Origin of the sequence: Micromonospora sp. A200 (genome assembly GCF_029893845.1) — a bacterium.
GTDB classification, from domain to species: domain Bacteria; phylum Actinomycetota; class Actinomycetes; order Mycobacteriales; family Micromonosporaceae; genus Micromonospora; species Micromonospora purpureochromogenes.
In genome coordinates, this window is sequence record NZ_JARXXY010000015.1 from 95750 (window position 1) to 115637 (window position 19888).

Genomic DNA, 19888 nt, shown 5'->3' on the forward strand with positions numbered 1-19888 from the left:
GGCTCGGCCACAGCCAGCAGTGGTGCGACCGCCGGCGGGGTAGTACAGATGAAGTCCGCTCACCTCGGAGGTCTCGCCATGCCCGCCCCACGCCTGCTCATCGGCCCCCTGCTGCGGCGGGTGGTCGGCACGCGGGCCACCGTCTGGGTCGAGACCAACGCGCCGGCCGTGGTCACCGTCCGCACGGCCGGCGGGGCCGCCGGCTCCGCGCCGACCTTCTCCGCGTACGACCACCACTACGCGCTCGTGGTGGTCGAGGGGCTCACTCCGGACAGCGCCACCAGCTACGAGGTGCTGGTCGACGGCGAGGTCGCCTGGCCGGTGCCGCGCGACGGCTTCCCGCCCAGCGTGATCCGTACCCGGGCCGCCGACGACCTCGACCAGCCGGTACGGCTGATCTTCGGCTCGTGCCGGGAGACCACCCAGCACGCCACCACCCGGCGGCTGCCCCCGGACGCGCTCGACGCGTACGCCCGGCGGTTGATGGCCGACCCGGACCCGGCCGGCCTGCCCGACCTGCTGGTGCTGCTCGGCGACCAGGTCTACGCCGACGTGACCTCGCCCACGGTGAAGCGGCTGCTCAAGCGGCGCCGCCGGCGCCCGAGGAACGCCCCCACCGACCAGGTGGTGAGCTTCGACGAGTACACCAAGCTCTACCTGGAGTCGTGGCGCGATCCGGAGATCCGCTGGCTGCTCTCCACCGTGCCGAGCGTGATGATCTTCGACGACCACGAGATCATCGACGACTGGAACACCTCCGCGTCGTGGCGGGCGGAGCTGCGCACGCAGCCCTGGTGGGCCGAGCGGATCCGCAGCGGCCTCGCCTCCTACTGGGTCTACCAGCACCTGGGCAACCTCTCCCCTGACGAGATCGCCGACGACCCGCTCTACGCCAAGGTGGTCGCCGCCGAGGACGCCACCACCGTGCTGCGCGAATTCGGCGAGCGGGTCGACGCCGAGGCCGACGAGGCGCACGACACCGAGCGCTGGCGGGCCGTGCAGTACCAGTGGAGCTACGCCCTCGACCTGGGGCGGACCCGCCTGGTCATGCTGGACAACCGGTGCAGCCGGGTGCTGCAGCCGGGCAACCGGGCCATGCTGCCGCCCGGCGAGTGGTCCTGGTTCCTGGACCGGGCGCATGGGGTCTACGACCACCTGGTGGTCGGCTCCTCGCTGCCCTGGCTGCTGCCGCCGGGAATCCACCACGTCGAGGCGTGGAACGAGCGCCTCGCCGACTCGCGCCAGCCGTGGGTGGCGGCCCTCTCCGAGCGGATCCGCCGCGCCTTCGACCTGGAGCACTGGGCCGCGTTCAGCCGCTCCTTCGACGCGCTCGGCGCGCTCTTCGCCCGGCTCGGCAGCGGCACCCCGGGTGGCCCGGGCGAGCGGATCGGCGCCGGCCCCGCGTACGCGCCGCCGGCCTCGATCAGCATGCTCGGCGGCGACGTACACCACTCGTACGTGGCCCGGGCCCGGTTCGCCGACCCGGCGGTGCGTACCCCGGTGCACCAGTTGACCTGTTCCCCGATCCACAACCAGGTGCCGGCCGGGATGCGCCCGCTGATGAAGCTCGGCTGGTCGTCGGGGCCGGCCGGGGCCACCCGGGCGCTGGCCCGCTCCGCCGGGGTACGCCGGCCGAGCGTCCGCTGGCGGAAGCTGGCCGGGCCGTACTTCGGCAACGCGGTGGCCACGCTGGCGCACACCGGCCGGCAGGCCGAGGTGCTGATCGAGGGCACCACCAGCGACGGCCACCTGCGCGAGGTCGCCCGGCAGCGGCTCACCCCGGCGGCCTGAGCCGGACCCGTACGCTCTGTGCCGTGGAAGAGCATCTGCCGGAGACCCTGCGCGCGGTGGAGGACGAACTGACCGCGTTGCTGCGCCGGGGTCGCGCGTTGTCCTGGGAGATCGCCCGGGAGGTGCATCCGAACCTGGAGCCGAACGCGTACGGGCTGCTGCTCTGGCTCCGGCGCTCCGGTTCGATCCGGCTGACCGACCTGGCCGTCCGGCTCGGCATCGGCAAGGGCACGCTCAGCCGGCAGATCCACGGCCTGGAGGGGCTCGGCCTGGTGCGCCGGGACCCGGACCCGGACGATCGGCGGGCGGCGCTGATCAGTCTCACCGAGGAGGGCACCCGGCGCTTCGACGCGGCCCGGGCGGCCCGGCTGGGACAGATCCGCCGGACGATGGAGAGCTGGCCGAGGAAAGACGTGGCGGAGTTCGCCCGGCTGCTGCACCGGTTCAACGAGACCTTCTGACCCCGGCCGTCCGGCGGAATACCGCGCCGACCCACCAAGTTGTTGCTTGAGGCAACCAAATCTTACGGTTGCCCGAGGCAACTCCTTCTCTCCACTCCCACCGGAGGCGGTCACGATGACCCAGGCGCCAGCGCCCACCCGGGCGACCGCCGTCGACATGACCCACCGGCAGATCCTGGAGGCCCTCTCCGGCCTGCTGCTGGGCATGTTCGTCGCCATCCTCTCCTCGACGGTCGTCTCGAACGCGCTGCCGCGGATCATCACCGAGCTGAAGGGTGGTCAGTCCGCGTACACGTGGGTGGTCACCTCGACGCTGCTGGCGACCACCGCGACCACCCCGATCTGGGGCAAGCTCGCCGACCTGACCAGCAAGAAGCTCCTGGTCCAGCTCTCCCTGACCATCTTCGTGCTGGGCTCCGTGCTGGCCGGGCTCTCGCAGTCCACCGGGCAGCTGATCGCCTGCCGGGTGCTCCAGGGCGTGGGCGCCGGCGGCCTCACCGCGCTGGCGCAGGTGATCATGGCGACGATGATCTCGCCGCGCGAGCGGGGCCGCTACAGCGGCTACCTCGGCGCGGTGATGGCCGTCGGCACCATCGGCGGCCCGCTGATCGGCGGCGTGATCGTCGACACCTCCTGGCTCGGCTGGCGCTGGTGCTTCTACGTCGGCGTGCCGTTCGCCATCCTCGCCCTGGTCGTGCTCCAGAAGACGCTGCACCTGCCGGTGGTCAAGCGGGCGGCGAAGATCGACTGGTGGGGCGCCACCCTGATCACCGCCGCCGTCTCGCTGCTGCTGATCTGGGTCACCCTCGCCGGCGACCGGTACGCCTGGCTCTCCTGGCAGACCGCCGCCATGGTGGCCGGCGCGCTGCTGCTGGCGGTGCTCGCCGTCCGGGTCGAGAACCGGGCCAGCGAGCCGATGATCCCGCCGCACCTGTTCCGCAACCGCACCATCACCCTCGCCGTCGTCGCCAGCATCGCGGTCGGCGTCGGCATGTTCGGCGCGTCGGTCTTCCTCGGCCAGTACTTCCAGATCAGCCGCGGCGAGAGCCCGACCATGTCCGGCCTGATGACCCTGCCGATGATCCTCGGCCTGCTGGTGTCCTCCACGGTCACCGGCCGGATCATCACCAGCACCGGCCGCTGGAAGCGGTACCTGGTGGCCGGCTCGGCGCTGCTCACCCTCGGCTTCGCGCTGATGGGCACGCTGCGCTACGACACCCCGTACTGGCTGCTCGGCGGCTACCTGGCGGTGATCGGCATCGGGCTCGGCATGACCATGCAGAACCTCGTGCTGGCCGTGCAGAACACCGTCGGCGCGCACGAGCTCGGCGCCGCCAGCTCGGCCGTCGCCTTCTTCCGCAGCCTCGGCGGCGCGATCGGCGTCTCGGCGCTCGGCGCGGTGCTCGGGCACCGGGTCAAGGACTACATCGCCGACGGGCTGGCCGGCCTGGGCATCCCGGCCGCCGGCTCCGCCAGCGGCGGCACCCTGCCCGACGTGCACACGCTGCCCGCCCCGATCCGCCTGGTCGTGGAGTCCGCGTACGGCCACGGTGCCGGGGACATCTTCCTGGTCGCCGCGCCGTTCGGACTGATCGCCCTGATCGCGGTCTGCTTCATCCGGGAGGTGCCGCTGCGTCGGCACACCGGCGACCCGCTCGCCGACGAGGTCGAGCGGGAGTCGACCGTCGCCGCCGGCGGCGGGGCCGCCGTGGTTCGTACCGGCATCAGGCAGTGACGCCGTGAGCGCACCGGTGGACCGCGAACAGTACGGCCCGCAGACCCGTCCGCTGCCGTTCGAGCGCGGCACGGACGGGCCCCGGGTGGTGCTCGTCGGGGTGGACGGGACCCGCACCGCCGAGCGGGCCGCCTGGTACGCCGCCGGCCTGGCCCGCCGGCAGGGCTCCGCCCTGGTCGTCGTCTTCGTCAGCGCACCGCCCGGCTTCACCACGCTGATCCCCGGCGTGGACGCCGGCGCGCTGCAGCGCACCCACGACGAGCTGGTCGCCGAGCTGCGCCAGGAGTGCCGGCGCAGCGCGGACGAATTCGGCGTACCGGTCACCCTGCTCTGCCGGCGCGGGGACGCGTACACCGAGCTGTGCGCGGCGGCCGACGAGACCCGGGCTGACCTGGTCGTGGTCGGGGCGTCGGAGCAGGCGGGGCACCGCCTCGTCGGCTCCGTCGCCACCCGGCTGGTCCGCACCGGCCGCTGGCCGGTCGTCGTGGTGCCCTGACCCCGACGGCGATAACCGGTCGCCGGTGTCGTACCCGAGGACGAGGATGTCCGGATGACCTGGAGAGCACCGGAGATCAACCGGACCAACGAACCGTACGTCGGCGACGAGCGCACCATGCTGGAGGGCTGGCTCGACTACCACCGGCAGACGCTGCTGCTCAAGTGCGCGGGGCTGACCGCCGAGCAGCTCAGGACGCCGAGCGTGGAGCCGTCCGGGCTGACTCTGCTCGGGCTGGTGCGGCACATGGCGGACGTGGAGCGCTGGTGGTTCCGGATCCGGGCCGCCGGGCAGGACATCGCCGGCATCTACGGCACGGACGAGGACCCGGACGCCGACTTCAACGCCGTCGCCGTCGCCGACGCCGAGGCCGACTTCGCCACCTTCGCCGCCGAGGTCGAGGCCGCCCGCAAGGCCGCCGCCGACCTGTCGCTGGACCAGACCTTCGCGCGCAAGCGCCGCGACGGCAGCGCCGACAAGATGAACGTCCGCTGGGTGTACGTCCACATGATCGAGGAGTACGCCCGGCACAACGGCCACGCCGACCTGATCCGCGAGCGCCTCGACGGGGTGACCGGCGACTGACCCCTCCCGCCGCCGGGCGTCGGTCAGCTGCCGCGCCCGGCCCGCAGGAGATGCTCCCCGAGCGGGGTCAGCGTGTGCAGCACGGCCGGGCCGGCCTGCTGCGTGGCAATCAGCCCGGCCTGGCGCAGGGTCGACGTGTGCTGGCTGGCGGAGGCGACGGAGATGCCCACCGTCCGGGCGACCTGCGAGGTGCTCGGCCCGCCGGCGATCGCGCCCAGCACCGCGGCCCGGGTGCGGCCCAGCAGGTCCGCCAGGGGTTGCCCGCTGGTCAGCTCCCGCCGAGAGGGCCGGATGGGATAGGCCAGGACCAGCGGACCGGTCGGGTCGTCGAGCACGCACGGGCGCGGCACGAGATAGGACGGCACCAGGGTGACGCCCCGACCGGCGGGCGCCAACCCGATCTCGTTCGCGAAGCCGCACTCGTACGACAGCTCGTACCGCTCCCCGCACGGCTTCCAGTACAGGTAGGGGCTGAGGTTGCGCAGCACCCGCTCGATGCCGGCGTCCACCATGGCGCTGCCCCGCACGGCCCGGTCGGCGTGCACCGCCGCCGTGATCGTCTCCCAGTACGGCGCCACCGCGACCTCGTGGAACGCCACCATCGCCGCCCGGAGCCGCTGCCGGGCGACCGGCTCCCCCGCGGCGAGGGCGGCGACGCGCGCCGGCAGGTCGCCGGCCTCGATCCGGGGCCGCAGCTCCGCCTCGAGCGTCGCCGTCGGGGTGGCCGCGACCTCGTCCAGGGCGGCCGTCAGGTCGCTGCCGAGGCTCGGCGGGGTGAGGAAGTCCGGAAACCACCACGGCAGCCGGCACAGGTCCAGGTAGGGGCGCATCTGCGGGCGCACCGCCGCGCGGGTGCCCGCCCGCCAGGCGGTGAGGTGCTCCGGGACGGCGGCCTCGAAGAGCCGCTGGCCGGCGGCCCCCAGCTCCAACAGCACCGACGGCGCGGAGCGCAGCACGGTGCGGCTGAGGTCCGTCGCGTTCAGGTGCAGGGTCATCACGTCGAGCACGCTAACCACCTTTCGGCCCCGGCTGAAAGGGGGTGGAGCGCGGTGCGGGCCGGCCCGATCCTCGGCCCATGAAGAACCTGCTCGCCGCGACCGCCGCCGGCCTCGCCGTCCTGACCACCGCCGTCCCCGCCCGGGCGCACGCCGCCGAACCGCGCCCCGACACGTACGTCGTCTCCCGGGACCCGGGCGTGCGGCCCGAGGGGATCGCCGTGGCCGGCGACGGCACCATGTACGTCACCAGCGTCACCGACGGGACGGTCTACCGCGGCAACGTCCGCGACCCGGAGCTGCGCCCCTTCCTGCCGGCCGGCGCGGACGGGCGTACCCGGGCCGCCGGGGTGCACCTGGACCGGCGCGGCCGGATCTTCGTCGCCGGCTGGGACACCGGCGCCCTCTTCGTGCACGCCCCGGACGGCAGGCTGGTCACCCGCCGGGTGGCCGCCGGCGCGGTCCTCAACGACCTGGCCCTGACCGACGACGCCGTTTACGTCACCGACTCGACGGGCGGCGGGCTCTGGCGTGCGGAACTGACCGACGGGCGGGTCGGGGAACTCGTCCCGTGGGTTCCGGCGTCGGCCTTCCCGGCCGCCCCGGGCTTCCTCAACGGGATCGTCGTCACCGACGGCGGCCGGGTCGCGCTCGTCGCCGACCAGGGCACCGGCGAACCGGGCAGCGAGCGGCTCTGGCGGGTGGACCTGGTCGGCCGGACGGCCACGGTGGTCGAGGTGGCCGGCGGCCAACTGGGCGCCGACGGGCTGCTGCTCGACGGCGACCGCCTCCACGGGGTGGTGAACTTCCCCGACGGCGCGGGCGGCTGGAGCTTCGCGGTGAACGTGGCGCTGCTGGACACCGACCGCCGGACGGCGCGGGTGGTGCGGCAGTCGGGGACGGCCGCCCTCGCGCAGTCGCCGACCACCATCGCCCGGGACGGCGACCGGCTGCTCTGGGTCAACAGTCAGCTCAACGCGGCCGCGCCGACGCCGCCGTTCACGGTGACCCGGGTGCCGGGGCTCTGCTGACCGGCTCTACCGGTCCCCCGGCTCGTCGAGGTGGCGGCATCACCGTGCGGGGGATGCCGTCACCTCGGCCGTACGATCCACCGCCTCAGTACGCCAGCGCCGCCCGCAGGTAGCGCAGGTCGGCCAGGCCGCCCCACCGGTGCGCCGACAGCCCGGCGGCGCGGGCGCCGCGGACCGCCCAGTCCTCGTCGTCGACGAAGAGCACCCGGGCCGGCGGGGTCTGCAGCGCGTCGCAGGCCGCCTGGAAGTACTCCTTGGCCGGCTTGTGCACGCCGATCACCGAGGAGTTGACCACCACGTCCAGCTCGCCGACCAGGCCGAGCGCGGCGAGGTCGGCGTCGAGCAGGTCGGTCGCGTTGGTGCCCAGCCCGACCCGGACGCCCGCCGCGCGGACCTCCCGGACGAACGCCAGCACCTCCGGGTCGACCTCGCCCCGGTAGCGCTGCCACTGGTCGACGGCGGCGCGGGCCCGTTCCGGGCTGCCCACCGAATCGGTCAGCGCGTCCGCCACGCTGCTCACCCACTCGGCGTGGCTGACCCGGCCGGTCAGCACCGGCTGGAGCCGCCCCCACTGCATGGCGATCTCGCCGAGCACCCCCTCGGAGAGGCCGTACTCCCGCTCGACACCGGCGGCCACCGCCGGGTCCCACCGGCGCAGTACGCCGTCGAAGTCCAGCAGGAGCGCCGTCGCGCGTTCCCGAGCCACTACCCGTTCTCCTCGCCGCGGCCAGGCCGCTCGTCCTCGTCGGCCCGGTTGAGCCGTTGGCTGATCACCTGGGTGACCCCGCTGCGCATGGTCACGCCATAGAGCGCGTCGGCGATCTCCATCGTCCGCTTCTGGTGCGTGATGACGATCAGCTGGCTCTTCTCCCGCAACTGTGCCAGCAGCGTGATCAGTCTGCCGAGGTTCACGTCGTCCAGCGCCGCTTCCACCTCGTCCATGATGTAGAACGGGCTGGGCCGGGCGCGGAAGATCGCCACCAGCATGGCCACCGCGGTCAGCGACCGCTCGCCGCCGGAGAGCAGCGACAGCCGCTTGATCTTCTTGCCCGGCGGGCGGGCCTCCACCTCGACGCCGGTGGTGAGCAGGTCCTCCGGGTCGGTGAGGATCAGCCGGCCCTCGCCGCCGGGGAAGAGCACGGTGAAGACCTGCTCGAACTCCCGGGCGGTGTCCTCGAAGGCGCTGGCGAAGACCTCCAGGATCCGTTCGTCGACGTCCTTGACCACGGTGAGCAGGTCCCGCCGGGTGGCCTTCAGGTCCTCCAACTGCTCGGAGAGGAACTTGAAGCGCTCCTCCAGCGCGGCGAACTCCTCCAGCGCCAGCGGGTTGACCTTGCCGAGCAGGGCCAGTTCCCGCTCCGCCTTGGCGGCCCGCTTCTCCTGCACCGGCCGCTCGTAGCGGACCGGCTCGGGCACCGGCAGGCCGTCGCGTTCGGCCGTCGCCACGTCGACCTGGGTGGGTGGGACGAGCTGGTCGGGGCCGTACTCGGCGACCAGGGTCTCCACGTCCAGGCCGAAGTCCTCGGCCGCCTTCGCCTCCAACTGCTCGATGCGCAGCCGCTGCTCGGCGCGGGCCACCTCGTCGCGGTGCACCTGGCTGGTCAGCCGTTCCAGCTCCGCGCCGAGGCGCTTGGCCGCGCCGCGTACCTCCTGGAGTTCGGCCTCGCGGCCGGCGCGTTCGCGCGCCACCGCGTCGCGGTGCTCCTCGGCTGCGGCGATCGAGGCGGTGAGCCGGGTGAGCGCCTCGCGGGCGCCGCCCACCACGGCCCGGGCGATGGCCGCGCCGCGGGTGCGCGCCGCCCGCCGGGCCGCGGCGCGTTCGCGCGCCGCCCGCTCGGCGGTGGCCTGCCGGGCCAGCGAGTCGGCCCGGCCGGCGATCGAGGAGACCCGCTCCTCGGCGGTACGCACCGCCAGCCGGACCTCCATCTCGTTCTGCCGGGCCCGGGGCACCATCGCGGCGAGCTGGTCCCGCTCCTCGGTGGAGGGTTCGGCGTCGAGCGGGGTGTCCTCGGCCAGCCGCAGCCGCTCCTCCAGCTCGGCCAGGGCGAGCAGGTCGCGTTCACGGGCCGCCTCGGCGCGGGAGCGGGACTCGCCGAGCCGATCGGTCTCCGCCTTCGCGGAGCGGGCGGCGGCGCCCAGCTCGGCGAGCCGGCGGGCGGCGGCGTTGCGGTGGCTCTCCGCCTCCCGCTTGGCGGCGGCGGCGTGCTGCACCGCCTCCTTGGCGGCGGCCACCTCGGCCCGCGCGTCGACCAGCTGGTCGCGCAGCTCGCCGCTGGTCCGCTCGGCGGTGAGCCGATTGGTGCGGGCCTCCTCGACGGCGGCCTGCACCTCGATGTAGCTGGGCGCCTTGGCCGACCCGCCGGCCGCCGCGTACGCCCCGACCACGTCGCCGTCCGGGGTGACCGCGCGCAGTTCCGGGTTGCCGGCGACCAGCTCGGCCGCGGCGGCGAGGTCGGCGACGAGCACCACGTCGCGCAGCGCCCGGTGCACGGCCGGGCGGATCTCGGCGGCGCACTCCACCAGGTCGGGCGCCCAGCGGGCGGTGTCCGGCAGCTTCGGGCGCAGGGCGTCGGCCGGGCCGTCCATGCCGGGGCCGGCGGGGCTGCCGACCAGCAGCCCGGCCCGCCCGGCGTCGGAGATCTTCAGCAGTCGCATCGCCTCGACGGCCTCGTCCACCCCGTTGACGGCGACCGCGTCGGCGAGCCCGCCGAGGGCGGCGGCGAGGGCCGCCTCGTGGCCGGGGGCGACGGTGAGCAGGCTGGCGAGGCTGCCCAGCAGGCCGGGCACGTCGCCGGCGCGGGCCAGCAGCGCGCCCGCGCCGTCCTTGCGGCGCAGGCCGAGGGCGAGCGCCTCCTCGCGGGCCTTCCAGGTGGCGGCGTCCTTCTCGGCGGCCCGCTCGGCGTCGGCGAGGGAGCGCACGGCGGCCTGGGCCTTCTCGTGGACGGCGACCGCCTCGGCGTGCCGCTCGTCGAGTTCGGCGTTGTCCCGGTCCGCCTCGGTGGACTGTTCGGCCACCGCGTCCAGGTCGGCCTGGGCCTTCTCGGCGCGGGCCAGCGCGTCGGCGTGGGCGGCGGCGAGCCGCTCGATCTCCTCGCCGGCGCTGGTGGTGCGGGCCCGGGCCGAGTTGACCTGGCCGGTGAGCCGGGCCAGGCCCTCCCGGCGGTCGGCGATCGCCTTGGCGGCGGCGACCAGTTCCCGCTCGGCGGCGGCCAGTTGCCGTTCCAGCTCCTGCCGGTGCTCCACCGCCTCGGCCAGCCGGATCTGGTCGTCGGTGAGCGCCGCGCGCAGCTCCTCCTCCTGCTCGCGGACCCGCTGCGACTCGGCCTCCAGCTGCTCCGGGTCGCGGCCGGGCCGCTCGTCGTCGGTGGTGGCGCTGAGGTGGCGCAGCCGTTCCCGGGCGAGCTGCTCGATGGAGCGGAACCGTTCCTGCAGGGCGGAGAGCTTGTACCAGGTGTCCTGGGCGGCGGCGAGCAGCGGCGCGTCCTCGGCCAGGGCCGCCTCCAGCTCGCCCAGGCGGGCCTGCACCTCGGTGTGTTCGGCCTCGACCTGCTCGCGCCGCTCGCGCAGCGCGGTCTCGTCGGCGATCTCCCGGTCCAGGGTGGTGCGCAGGGTGGCGAGGTCGTCGGCGAGCAGCCGCAGCCGGGCGTCGCGCAGGTTGGCCTGGATGGCGGCGGCCCGCCGGGCCACCTCGGCCTGCCGGCCCAGCGGCTTGAGCTGGCGGCGCAGCTCGGCGGTGAGGTCGGTCAGGCGGTTGAGATTCACCTGCATCGCGTCGAGCTTCCGCAGCGCCTTCTCCTTACGCTTGCGGTGCTTGAGGACGCCGGCCGCCTCCTCGATGAACGCCCGCCGGTCCTCCGGCTTGGCGTGCAGCATCCCGTCGAGCCGGCCCTGGCCGACGATGATGTGCATCTCCCGGCCGATGCCGGAGTCCGACAGCAGTTCCTGGATGTCGAGCAGGCGGCAGGAGTCGCCGTTGATCTCGTACTCGCTCTCGCCGGAGCGGAACATCCGGCGGGTGATGGAGACCTCGGTGTACTCGATCGGCAGGGCGCCGTCGGTGTTGTCGATGGTGAGGGTGACCTCGGCCCGGCCCAGCGGCGCCCGCCCGGCGGTGCCGGCGAAGATGACGTCCTCCATCTTGCCGCCGCGCAGTGCCTTGGCGCCCTGCTCGCCCAGCACCCAGGCGATGGCGTCGACGACGTTGGACTTGCCGGAGCCGTTCGGGCCGACCACGCAGGTGATCCCGGGCTCCAGCTTGAGCGTCGTGGCGGAGGCGAAGGACTTGAAACCCTTCACCGTCAGGCTCTTGAGATGCACCTTCTCGATCCTCGTCCGGTGGCCGCCGTACCGTCGCCGGCTGCGCGAGCCTGGTGAACCCGCAGACTAACCCCTCGGCGGCGACCCGTCGGCACGCGACCCGCCTCCCGGGACGGCCACCGCGCGTGGACCGGACCGCGAATGGCGGAGTCGACGCCTACAAGATCGGGAAATTGCGGGCGGAAAACCACGGGAGACAGAGCTGCGCGCCGGCACATAAGTGTCGGCGCGCGTTTTCGCGGTGGTGCGATTCAGTTTTTCCGGATCCCGTGGATCAGGTCAGGGCCGGCTCGGCCAGCCGGAGGAGGTCGTCGGCCTCCGCGGCGGCCGCGGCGAGCCGATCGTTGTCGGCACGCAGCCGCGTGATCTCGAACTCGAGTGCCTGAACCCTGGCCCGCAGACGGGTGACCTCGTCGAGCAGACGCCGGTCGGGCGCTGCACCTACGTGGCCGTAGAGGGCTTTCGCCATGCTGACTCCTTGATATGCGCTGCCGGAAAGGCCGGCCAACGCGCGCCCAACAACTGTCCGCGACTGCCACGCCGGCATAATCCGGGCATGACTGGGCGCGACTGGCGACACCTACATATTGAGCCGACACCCCCCTCTTCGTCAAGTTCACGCAGGCCGTAGATCATCTCCACGTCTACCCTGTCCACTTGCCGGGGGGCCGCAAGGCTCGGACACGCTCTGTCCGGACTCCTTAACTGTACGCCGGGAAATGTGCGTACGGTCACTACGTGAGTCGACATCGCCTTAACTCTTCCTTAGCCACGTTGCCGCAGTTCAGGGCACACCCGTAGCGTCAGCGCGGCCCACAACCGACCCCGTGGAGGCGACAGGCGTGTACGGCTGGACCGACCCGATCGACCCGGACGGCGCCCCCCGGCGCCCGCAACCGCCCACCGACGAGCCGCCGGCCTGGCTGACCGACCGTCCCGAGCCGCGCTCGGCGTACCTCTTCGGCGACGAGCCGGGACAGCCGGGCGACGACCTGGCGGACGCCCCGACCGCGCAGTGGCGTGACGCCCCGACCGCGCAGTGGCGTACCGAACCGGACGACCGGCCGTACGCGTGGACCGACCGGACCCCGGCCGGCCCGCCGAACGGTCACCTCGACCCGGTGGCGTACCCGGATGCGCCCGGCGCCTCCTTCGCGCCCGCTCCCGAGTTCGCCCCGCCCGCCGACTGGCGGCACGCCACCGGCGGCCTGCGGGCCGTCGACGCCGAGCCGTCGGCCGAGGGGCAGGGCCGGCACCGGCAGCGGAGCCGGTTCCCGCGCCCGCTGGTCATCGGCGGCGCCGCCGCGGCCGCCACGCTGGTGGTGAGCCTCGGCGTGGGCGCTCTGGCGCTGGCCGGTGGCGACGGCGGAGCGGCCGACCCGGCCTCCGTCGACGACACCGTCGCCGCCGCCCCGCTGGCGCCGGACGCCGGTACCCCCGCCGACGCGCTGGCCGGCGCCGCCACCGCCTCCCCCACCGGCACGCCGACCACCGCCCGCCCGACCCCGTCGCCGAGCCGGACGGTCAAGCCGACACCCGCGCCGAAGCGGACCACGGCCGCGTCCCGGCAGAGCACCCGGACCAGCAGCGCGTCGACCCCCAACTCCGTCAGCCCCGGCGTCGGCAGCCAGGCGCAGCAGGTCGTCGACCTGGTCAACGCCGAACGGGCCAAGGCCGGCTGCGGGAAGGTGAGCACCGACGACAAGCTGATGCTGGCCGCCCAGCGGCACAGCCAGGACCAGGCCGACCACCAGAACATGTCGCACACCGGCAGCGACGGCAGCGACGCCGGTGACCGGATCGATCGGGTCGGCTACACCTGGCGCACCTACGGCGAGAACGTCGCCTGGAACCAGAAGACCCCGGCCGCGGTGATGGACGCCTGGATGAACAGCTCCGGGCACCGGGCCAACATCCTCAACTGCGCGTTCACCGAGATCGGCGTCGGCGTGGCGAGCAGCAACGGGCCGTACTGGACCCAGGTCTTCGCCGCCCCGCGCTGAGGCGTACCGGGAGCGCCCCCGTCCACGACGCGACCGCGTCGTCGGCGGGGGCGTCTCGTTTGACCGGGTGAGGTGCGCCGTGCGGGACGGCGCGGGGCGGTGTCGCCGCCCGACGACCCGGGAGCTGCCGATGCGGATCCGGCTGCCAGCGTCCGCGCGGCGGAGCAGGCCGCTGCCGAGCGCCGCGCGCCGGCGACCGCCGACCCGGCGCGGCGTCCACCGGGCCCTGCCGGCCGCCGTCGCGCTCACCCTGCTGACCCCCGCCTGCCACACCCCGCTGGTCCCGCCGGGCGCGCCGACGCCGTGGCCGACCGCGTACGCGCACCGGTGGCAGTGGCAGTGGCAGCTCGAGGGGCCGGTCGACACCGACGTCGCGGCGGACGTCTTCCTGCTCGACCCGGTACGGACCACCGCCGCCGAGACCTCCGCGCTGCGCCAGCGGGACCGCCGGCTGGTCTGCCAGGTGCACGTCGGCTCGTACGCCGACACCGACCCGGACGCCACCCGCTTCCCGACGGCGGTGCGGGGCACCCCCACCGGCCGGGCGCAGCGCCGCTGGCTCGACGTACGCCGGTGGGACGTGCTGGAGCCGGTGCTGGCCGACCGGTTCCGGCTCTGCCGGGGCAAGGGCTTCGGCGCGGTGGCGCTGGCCGACGCCGACGGGTACGCCCACCGCTCCGGCTTCCCGCTCGGCTACGACGAACAACTGACGTTCAACCGGCGGCTGGCGGTGCTGGCCCGCTCCCTCGACCTCTCCCCCGGCCTGATGAACGACGTCGGCCAGCTGGCCGCGCTCGCGCCCGACTTCGACTTCGCGGTCGTCGAGGAGTGCGTCCGGCTGAAGGTCTGCGCCAAGCTGCTGCCGTTCGCCGACGCCGACAAACCGGTCTTCCACGTCGAGTACACCGGGCACACGGCGACGTTCTGCGTGACCACCCTCGGGTACGGCTTCGCCTCCATCCGCAAGAACCGGTCGCTGGACGCCTGGCGCGACCCCTGCCAGCTCCCCTGACGCCGCGCGGGGCCCCTGCTGCGGCAGGGGCCCCTCGGCGGGGATTCAGCGGGCGCCGACCAGCTCCGGGGTCGGGGCGGGCGGGTCGGCCGGCGGGGCCGCCGCCTTCTGCCGCAGGAAGCGCGGGGTCCACCAGTTGGCGTCGCCGAGCAGCGTCATCAGCGACGGCAGCACCACCGCCCGGATGATCGTGGCGTCCAGCAGGATCGCGGCGGCCAGCCCGACGCCGAGCTGCTTCATGTCGATCGTGCTGAGCGAGGCGAAGATCCCGAACACCCCGACCATGACGATCGCCGCGCTGGTCACCACGCCCGCCGACGAGGTGATCCCGTACGCCACCGCGTCGCGGTTCGACATGCCGGCCCGGACCCCCTCGCGGATCCGGCTGACCACGAAGACGTGGTAGTCCATGGAGAGCCCGAAGAGCACCACGAAGAGGAAGAGCGGCAGCCAGGAGACGATCGCCCCCATCGAGGTGAACCCGAGCAGCCCCTCGGCCCAGGTGCCCTGGAAGACCAGCACCAGCAGGCCGTACGCGGCGCCGGCGGAGAGCAGGTTGAGCACGATCGAGGTGAGCGCGACGACCACCGAACGGAACGTCAGCACCATCACCGCGAACGTCAGCGCCAGCACGAAGGCCATCACGATCGGCAGCTTCTCCCCGATGTGCCGGGCGTAGTCCTGGTTGCCGGCGACCTCGCCGCCGACCGCGTACTCGACGCCGGGGATGCCCTTGAGCGCCGCCGGCAGCAGGTCGTCGCGGAGCTCGTCCAGCGAGCGCGCCGCCTGGTCGGACCGGCCGGCGTATGGGGTGGCCAGCTCCAGCACCGACACCCGCCGGTCGGCCGACACCTCGATCTTCGGGCCGTCCGCCTCGACCGGGGCGAACAGCGGGTCGGCGCCGGCCCGGCCGGCCAGCTCGCTCAGCGCGGCGCGCACCCGGTCGGCCTGCTCGGCGGGCGCCCGCACGGCCACCTGGTGGCTGGTGCCGGTGCTCGGGAAGGCGGCGGTGAGCCGGTCGTACGCCTGCATCGCCGGCGTGGTGCGCGGCAGGTCCTCCATGCCGGGGAAGTTCAGCTTCATGCCCAGCGCGGGCGCGGCCAGGGCGAGCAGCAGCCCGACCGAGACGACCAGGGTGGCCAGCGGCGCCCGCAGCGCGGGGCGCAGCACGGCCGGCCAGAAGCGCGGCGTCGCCGGCCGACCGTCCGGCCCGGTACGCGGGGCGGTGAGCCGCCAGAGCAGCGGCACCCGGGGCCGGTCGACCCAGCGGCCGAGCTTGGCCAGCAGCGCCGGCAGCACGGTCAGCGAGCCGGTCACCGCGACCGCCACCACCAGGATCGAGCCGACCGCGAGAGAGGAGAAGACCGCGTCGTTGGCGAGCAGCAGCCCGGCTATCGAGATGACCACGGCGAAGCCGGAGACCACCACCGCGTGCCCGGACGTCTCCGCCGCGACCTCCACCGCGTCGAGCCCGGAGCGCCCCTTGGCCCGTTCCTCCCGTTCCCGGCGGACGTAGAACAGCGAGTAGTCGACGCCGACGGCCATGCCGATCAGCAGGATCACGCTGGCCGTGGTGTCGGTGGCCGGCACCAGGTGCGAGGCCAGGGTGGACAGCCCCATCGCGGCGGCCACCGAGGAGAGCGCCAGCAGCACCGGCACGCCGGCGGCGATCAGCGCGCCGAACGCGACGATCAGGATGGCCAGGGTGACCGGCAGGCTGAGCAGCTCCGCCCGCTTGAAGTCCTTGCCCAGCGTCTCGTCCAGCGCCTGGCTGATCGACGGCCCGCCGACCTCCTCGACGCGCAGCTGCGGGTGCGCCGCCTGGACCTCGGCGGTGGCGTCGCGCAGCGGCTGCACCCGGTCGGACGCGTCCTCGCGCTCGCCGGACATGGTGATCGGCAGCAGCAGGGCGTCGCCGTCGTGGGACGGCACCGGCGTGCCCACCAACGCGACCCCGGTGACCTGCCGGAGCCGGTCGGCGGCGTCGGCCGCCGCGCGCTTCGCCGCGGCCTGGTCCAGCGCCCCGGCCCGGGAGGTGATCAGGATGTTCTCGACCGCCGGGTCGGCGAAGTTCCCCTCGGTGACGATCGCCTCGGCGCGGCCGGACTCCCCCACCGCCTGGTCGGCGCTCGTCGCCTCCTTCATGCCGGCGGCGTTGCCCCCGACGAAGCACACCGCCACGAACACCACCCAGAGCGCGATCGCGCGCCACGGGTGCTCGGCGCTCCACCGCGCCACCCGCACCGTCACCGGTCTCCTGCCCATCTCCCGGGCCCCCCTCCACGCGTCGGCCCGCTGCCGACCGTGTCGACGCTAAGGACAACGGCGGGCGCGGACATCGGGGATCGGCCCCGGCTCGTCCCGGACCCGGCGAAAGCCGGCCGTGCGGGTGATCGGAGGGGACGGCCGGGCAAACCGGGCGGATCTGCGGGACGCCCGGGGATGGCACACCGGCGCAACCCCGAGCCCGCTCGGGGTCACCCCTTCAGGGCGCCCCGGGGCCGCGGCTGACACCGCGGGCAGCTGAACGACGACCGGTTCATGAACGACTCGCGCCGGATCGGCGTACCGCACCGCCGGCAGGGCTCACCCTCCCGGCCGTACGCGTTGAGCGACCGGTCGAAGTAGCCGCTCTCGCCGTTGACGTTGACGTAGAGCTCGTCGAAGCTGGTGCCGCCCTGCCTGATCGCCTCGCCGAGGACGTCGCGGACGTGGCCCAGCAGCCGGGTGGCCGCCGGCGCGGTCAGCGCGTCGGTCGGGCGGGCGCCGTGCAGCTTCGCCCGCCAGAGCGCCTCGTCGGCGTAGATGTTGCCCACCCCGGAGATCAGCGTCTGGTCCAGCAGCGCCCGCTTGACCTCGGTACGCCGTCGCCGCAGCGCCGCGACGAACCCGGCGTCGGAGAACTCCTCGTCCATCGGGTCCCGCGCGATGTGCGCGATCTCCGCGGGCAGCTCGGCGCCGTCCTCGCTGACCGAGAGGCCACCGAAGGTGCGCTGGTCGACGAAGCGGAGCTCCGGACCGTCGTCGGCGAACCGGAACCGGACCCGCAGGTGCAGCTCGTCGGCCGCCGCGATCGGCTGGAGCAGCAGCTGGCCGGACATTCCGAGGTGGCCGATCAGGGCGTCGCCGCTGTCCAGCGGGAGCCAGAGGTACTTGCCGCGCCGGCGCACGTCGGTGACCGTCCGACCGGCCAGCACGTCGGCGAAGTGGCCCGCGCCGGGGACGTGCCGCCGGACGGCGCGCGGGTGGCGTACCTCGACCGAGGTGATCCGGCGGCCGGTGACCCACTGGGCCAGGCCCTGCCGGACCGTCTCGACCTCGGGCAGCTCAGGCACGGCCCAGCCCCGCCTCGGCCGGGTCGGTGGCCGCCTCGGCCTCCGCCGCCGCCCGCTCGGCCTGCTCCTGCTCGGCCCGCTCGGCCTGCTCCTTCTCGGCCTGCTCGGTCAGCTCCCGCCAGGCCGCCTCGGCCGCCCGCTGCTCGGCCTCCTTCTTGCTGCGCCCCTCGGCCCCGCCGTAGCGGTTGCCGGCCACCACCACCCAGGCCGTGAAGGTCTTGAGGTGGTCCGGTCCGGTGCCCTCGATGCGGTACTCCGGGACGCCCAGCCCCAGCGCGGCGGTGAGCTCCTGGAGGCTGGTCTTCCAGTCCAGCGCGGCGCCCCGGCCGGCCGACTCCGCCATCAGCGGGTCGAAGAGCCGGTGGATGACGATCGCGGCGGTCTCCAGGCCGTACTCGAGGTAGATCGCGCCGAGCAGCGCCTCCAGGGTGTCGGCGAGGATGCTCGCCTTGTCCCGGCCGCCGGTGCTCTCCTCGCCCTTGCCCAGCAGCAGGTACGCGCCGAGCCCGTCCGGCCCCAGGCCGCGCGCCACGTCGGCCAGCGCGCGCATGTTCACCACGCTGGCCCGCAGCTTGGCGAGCTGCCCCTCGGGCAGGTCCGGGTGGTTGCGGAAGAGCGCGGTGGTGATCACCACCCCGAGCACCGAGTCGCCGAGGAACTCCAGCCGCTCGTTGGTGGGCAGGCCACCGTTCTCGTACGCGTACGAGCGGTGGGTGAGCGCGCGCTCCAGCAGTTCGGGGTCGAGCGTCACACCGAACGCCGCCTCGAGGTGACCGACGGGAGCACGCCGCCGCTTGTCGTTCGTCATGTGCCTACCTCTTCGTTCGGGACTGCCGGGGGCGCGAACCCCGTTCTCGCGCTCACGGGCGTACCTCGTCGGTGCGGTCCACGGCCGGCGACCCGACGGCGGCGCCGTCGAGCAGCGCGCGGACCCGGTCGCTGGCGCTCCGCCGCCACAGGTGGGCGGCGAGGGCGATGCCGGAGGCCATGTCCTCGGCTCCGGCGGCGCCGTGGCACACCACCACCGTCCCGGCCACCCCGAGCAGGGCTGCCGCGCGGGGGGCACCGCCGCCGGCGGGCGGGCCGCCGGCCATCGCGTACGCGCCCTCGATCGCCTTGAGCAGCACGTTACCGGTGAACCCGTCGGTGACCACCACGTCGGCGCGCGCGCCGAGCGCGACGTCGTACCCCTCGACCAGGCCGACGTAGCGCGCCCCGCAGGGCAGCGACGCGGCGGTGAGCAGGGCGTCGGCGGCCTTGCGGGGACGGTCGCCCTTGCCGGCCTCCGTGCCGACCGAGAGCAGGCCGACCCGGGGCCGGTCGACGGCGTGCGCGACCGCGGCATAGGCGGCACCGAGCACGGCGTGCCGGGCGAGGGTGAGCGGGCGGGGTTCCAGGGAGCCGCCGACGTCGAGCAGGACCACCGGGCCGGCGACGGCCGGCAGGGTGGCCACCAGGGCCGGCCGGCGGACGTCGGCCCAGCGGCCGAAGCCGAGCGCGGCGGCGGAGACGGTGGCGCCGGTCGAACCGGCGGAGACCAGCGCGTCGGCGGCACCGTCGCGGATCGCGGCGACGGCCGCGCGGACGGTGCTGTCGGCGCGCGGCGCGTGGTGCGCCGGGCCGGCGGCGGCCCGCACCGGGCGGACCGTCGTCCGGGCGCGCTGCGCCGGGGTGAGGGCGTCCGTCACCGCGGCCGCGACCTCGGTCGGGCCGACGAGCAGCAGGTGCAGGTTCGGATCGGCGCGTACGGCTCGCAGAGCGCCGTCAACCACGACGGCGGGGGCATCGTCCCCGCCGAGGAGGTCAACGGCGATCCGCGCGGTGCCCGGCTCCATCGGAACGCCGGCCGGAGCAGGCCGGCCGGCGTCGGAAGGAGCCGGGGCACCGGGCGATCGCCAGGGTGCGCGCGCCACCCGACCCGTGGTCGGGGGCGTCACTCGGCGTCCAGGTCTCAGACCTCGAGGACCTGGCGGCCGTTGTACGTGCCGCAGACGGAGCACGCGGCGTGCGGCAGCTTGGGCGACTTGCACTGCGGGCAGGCCACGGTCGCGACCACGGCCGCCTTCCAGTTCGCCCGGCGGGACCGGGTGTTGCTGCGCGACATCTTGCGCTTCGGGACGGCCACGG

The 19888-nt window shown here is 74.5% G+C and carries 17 protein-coding genes; 8 read left to right on the forward strand and 9 right to left on the reverse strand.

Translation table 11 applies throughout. The annotated features are described in order from the left end of the window. The first annotated feature begins 78 nt into the window (after positions 1-78). From M2302_RS16565 to M2302_RS16585, 5 genes are all read left to right on the forward strand, one after another. Positions 79-1791 (forward strand): alkaline phosphatase D family protein, encoded by a 1713-nt coding sequence (locus tag M2302_RS16565; RefSeq protein ID WP_280838794.1) that lies wholly within the window; start codon positions 79-81, stop codon positions 1789-1791. A gap of 23 nt (positions 1792-1814) precedes the next feature. After that, positions 1815-2252: a MarR family transcriptional regulator gene (locus M2302_RS16570; RefSeq protein ID WP_246158765.1), complete on the forward strand. Its 438-nt coding sequence runs from the start codon at positions 1815-1817 to the stop codon at positions 2250-2252. A 115-nt stretch (positions 2253-2367) separates the two neighbouring features. Continuing rightward, positions 2368-3987, forward strand: coding sequence for an MDR family MFS transporter (locus tag M2302_RS16575; protein ID WP_280838795.1), 1620 nt, complete (start codon positions 2368-2370; stop codon positions 3985-3987). A 4-nt stretch (positions 3988-3991) separates the two neighbouring features. Then, positions 3992-4483 (forward strand): universal stress protein, encoded by a 492-nt coding sequence (locus M2302_RS16580; RefSeq protein ID WP_280838796.1) that lies wholly within the window; start codon positions 3992-3994, stop codon positions 4481-4483. A gap of 54 nt (positions 4484-4537) precedes the next feature. Next, the gene (locus tag M2302_RS16585) at positions 4538-5068 is read left to right on the forward strand and encodes a DinB family protein (RefSeq protein WP_280838797.1); all 531 of its coding nucleotides are present in this window, start codon (positions 4538-4540) and stop codon (positions 5066-5068) included. A gap of 23 nt (positions 5069-5091) precedes the next feature. Here the strand turns inward: M2302_RS16585 and M2302_RS16590 are convergent, their stop codons facing one another. Then, on the reverse strand, positions 5092-6075 hold the full coding sequence (locus M2302_RS16590) for a helix-turn-helix domain-containing protein (RefSeq protein ID WP_280838798.1): 984 nt from the start codon (positions 6073-6075) through the stop codon (positions 5092-5094). Between the two features lie 68 nt (positions 6076-6143). Here M2302_RS16590 and M2302_RS16595 point away from each other — a divergent pair, with 68 nt between their 5' ends. After that, positions 6144-7094, forward strand: coding sequence for a superoxide dismutase (locus M2302_RS16595; protein WP_280838799.1), 951 nt, complete (start codon positions 6144-6146; stop codon positions 7092-7094). An 85-nt stretch (positions 7095-7179) separates the two neighbouring features. On the opposite strand, the gene M2302_RS16600 is transcribed toward M2302_RS16595, so the two are convergent. The 3 genes from M2302_RS16600 to M2302_RS16610 form a co-directional block, all read right to left on the reverse strand. Continuing rightward, positions 7180-7800 (reverse strand): HAD-IA family hydrolase, encoded by a 621-nt coding sequence (locus M2302_RS16600; RefSeq protein ID WP_280838800.1) that lies wholly within the window; start codon positions 7798-7800, stop codon positions 7180-7182. Beyond that, the gene (smc, locus tag M2302_RS16605; protein WP_280838801.1) at positions 7800-11411 is read right to left on the reverse strand and encodes a chromosome segregation protein SMC; all 3612 of its coding nucleotides are present in this window, start codon (positions 11409-11411) and stop codon (positions 7800-7802) included. The genes M2302_RS16600 and smc overlap by 1 nt, the downstream gene beginning before the upstream one ends. A 274-nt stretch (positions 11412-11685) precedes the next feature. After that, positions 11686-11880 carry a hypothetical protein gene (locus M2302_RS16610; RefSeq protein ID WP_007456482.1) on the reverse strand — a complete coding sequence of 65 codons (195 nt, stop codon included), beginning with the start codon at positions 11878-11880 and terminating at the stop codon, positions 11686-11688. Between the two features lie 358 nt (positions 11881-12238). Here M2302_RS16610 and M2302_RS16615 point away from each other — a divergent pair, with 358 nt between their 5' ends. After that, entirely contained in the window at positions 12239-13414 is a 1176-nt protein-coding gene (locus M2302_RS16615; protein WP_280838802.1) for a CAP domain-containing protein, read from the forward strand. Between the two features lie 130 nt (positions 13415-13544). Continuing rightward, on the forward strand, positions 13545-14426 hold the full coding sequence (locus tag M2302_RS16620; RefSeq protein WP_280838803.1) for an endo alpha-1,4 polygalactosaminidase: 882 nt from the start codon (positions 13545-13547) through the stop codon (positions 14424-14426). A gap of 45 nt (positions 14427-14471) precedes the next feature. On the opposite strand, the gene M2302_RS16625 is transcribed toward M2302_RS16620, so the two are convergent. The 5 genes from M2302_RS16625 to rpmF all read right to left on the reverse strand — a co-directional run bounded on the left by M2302_RS16625 (position 14472) and on the right by rpmF (position 19886). Next, positions 14472-16676, reverse strand: coding sequence for an MMPL family transporter (locus M2302_RS16625; RefSeq protein ID WP_280838804.1), 2205 nt, complete (start codon positions 16674-16676; stop codon positions 14472-14474). A 227-nt stretch (positions 16677-16903) separates the two neighbouring features. Then, entirely contained in the window at positions 16904-17761 is an 858-nt protein-coding gene (gene mutM, locus M2302_RS16630; RefSeq protein ID WP_280838805.1) for a bifunctional DNA-formamidopyrimidine glycosylase/DNA-(apurinic or apyrimidinic site) lyase, read from the reverse strand. Further along, complete coding sequence (rnc, locus tag M2302_RS16635; protein WP_280838806.1) at positions 17754-18569, reverse strand: ribonuclease III; 816 nt, start codon at positions 18567-18569, stop codon at positions 17754-17756. Before rnc ends, mutM begins: the two co-directional genes overlap by 8 nt. Before the next feature lie 52 nt (positions 18570-18621). Further along, positions 18622-19596 (reverse strand): phosphate acyltransferase PlsX, encoded by a 975-nt coding sequence (locus tag M2302_RS16640; protein ID WP_280838807.1) that lies wholly within the window; start codon positions 19594-19596, stop codon positions 18622-18624. Between the two features lie 116 nt (positions 19597-19712). Then, positions 19713-19886 carry a 50S ribosomal protein L32 gene (gene rpmF / locus M2302_RS16645; protein WP_088646032.1) on the reverse strand — a complete coding sequence of 58 codons (174 nt, stop codon included), beginning with the start codon at positions 19884-19886 and terminating at the stop codon, positions 19713-19715. Between the last annotated feature and the right edge of the window lie 2 nt (positions 19887-19888).

What these genes read in the sequence shown, in the direction of transcription:
- rnc (WP_280838806.1), bottom strand. Translation starts at nt 18,569, where the DNA reads ATGACGAACGACAAGCGGCGGCGTGCTCCCGTCGGTCACCTCGAGGCG.
- M2302_RS16585 (WP_280838797.1), top strand. Translation starts at nt 4,538, where the DNA reads ATGACCTGGAGAGCACCGGAGATCAACCGGACCAACGAACCGTACGTC.
- M2302_RS16565 (WP_280838794.1), top strand. Translation starts at nt 79, where the DNA reads ATGCCCGCCCCACGCCTGCTCATCGGCCCCCTGCTGCGGCGGGTGGTC.
- M2302_RS16595 (WP_280838799.1), top strand. Translation starts at nt 6,144, where the DNA reads ATGAAGAACCTGCTCGCCGCGACCGCCGCCGGCCTCGCCGTCCTGACC.
- M2302_RS16575 (WP_280838795.1), top strand. Translation starts at nt 2,368, where the DNA reads ATGACCCAGGCGCCAGCGCCCACCCGGGCGACCGCCGTCGACATGACC.
- M2302_RS16610 (WP_007456482.1), bottom strand. Translation starts at nt 11,880, where the DNA reads ATGGCGAAAGCCCTCTACGGCCACGTAGGTGCAGCGCCCGACCGGCGT.
- M2302_RS16620 (WP_280838803.1), top strand. Translation starts at nt 13,545, where the DNA reads ATGCGGATCCGGCTGCCAGCGTCCGCGCGGCGGAGCAGGCCGCTGCCG.
- M2302_RS16640 (WP_280838807.1), bottom strand. Translation starts at nt 19,596, where the DNA reads ATGGAGCCGGGCACCGCGCGGATCGCCGTTGACCTCCTCGGCGGGGAC.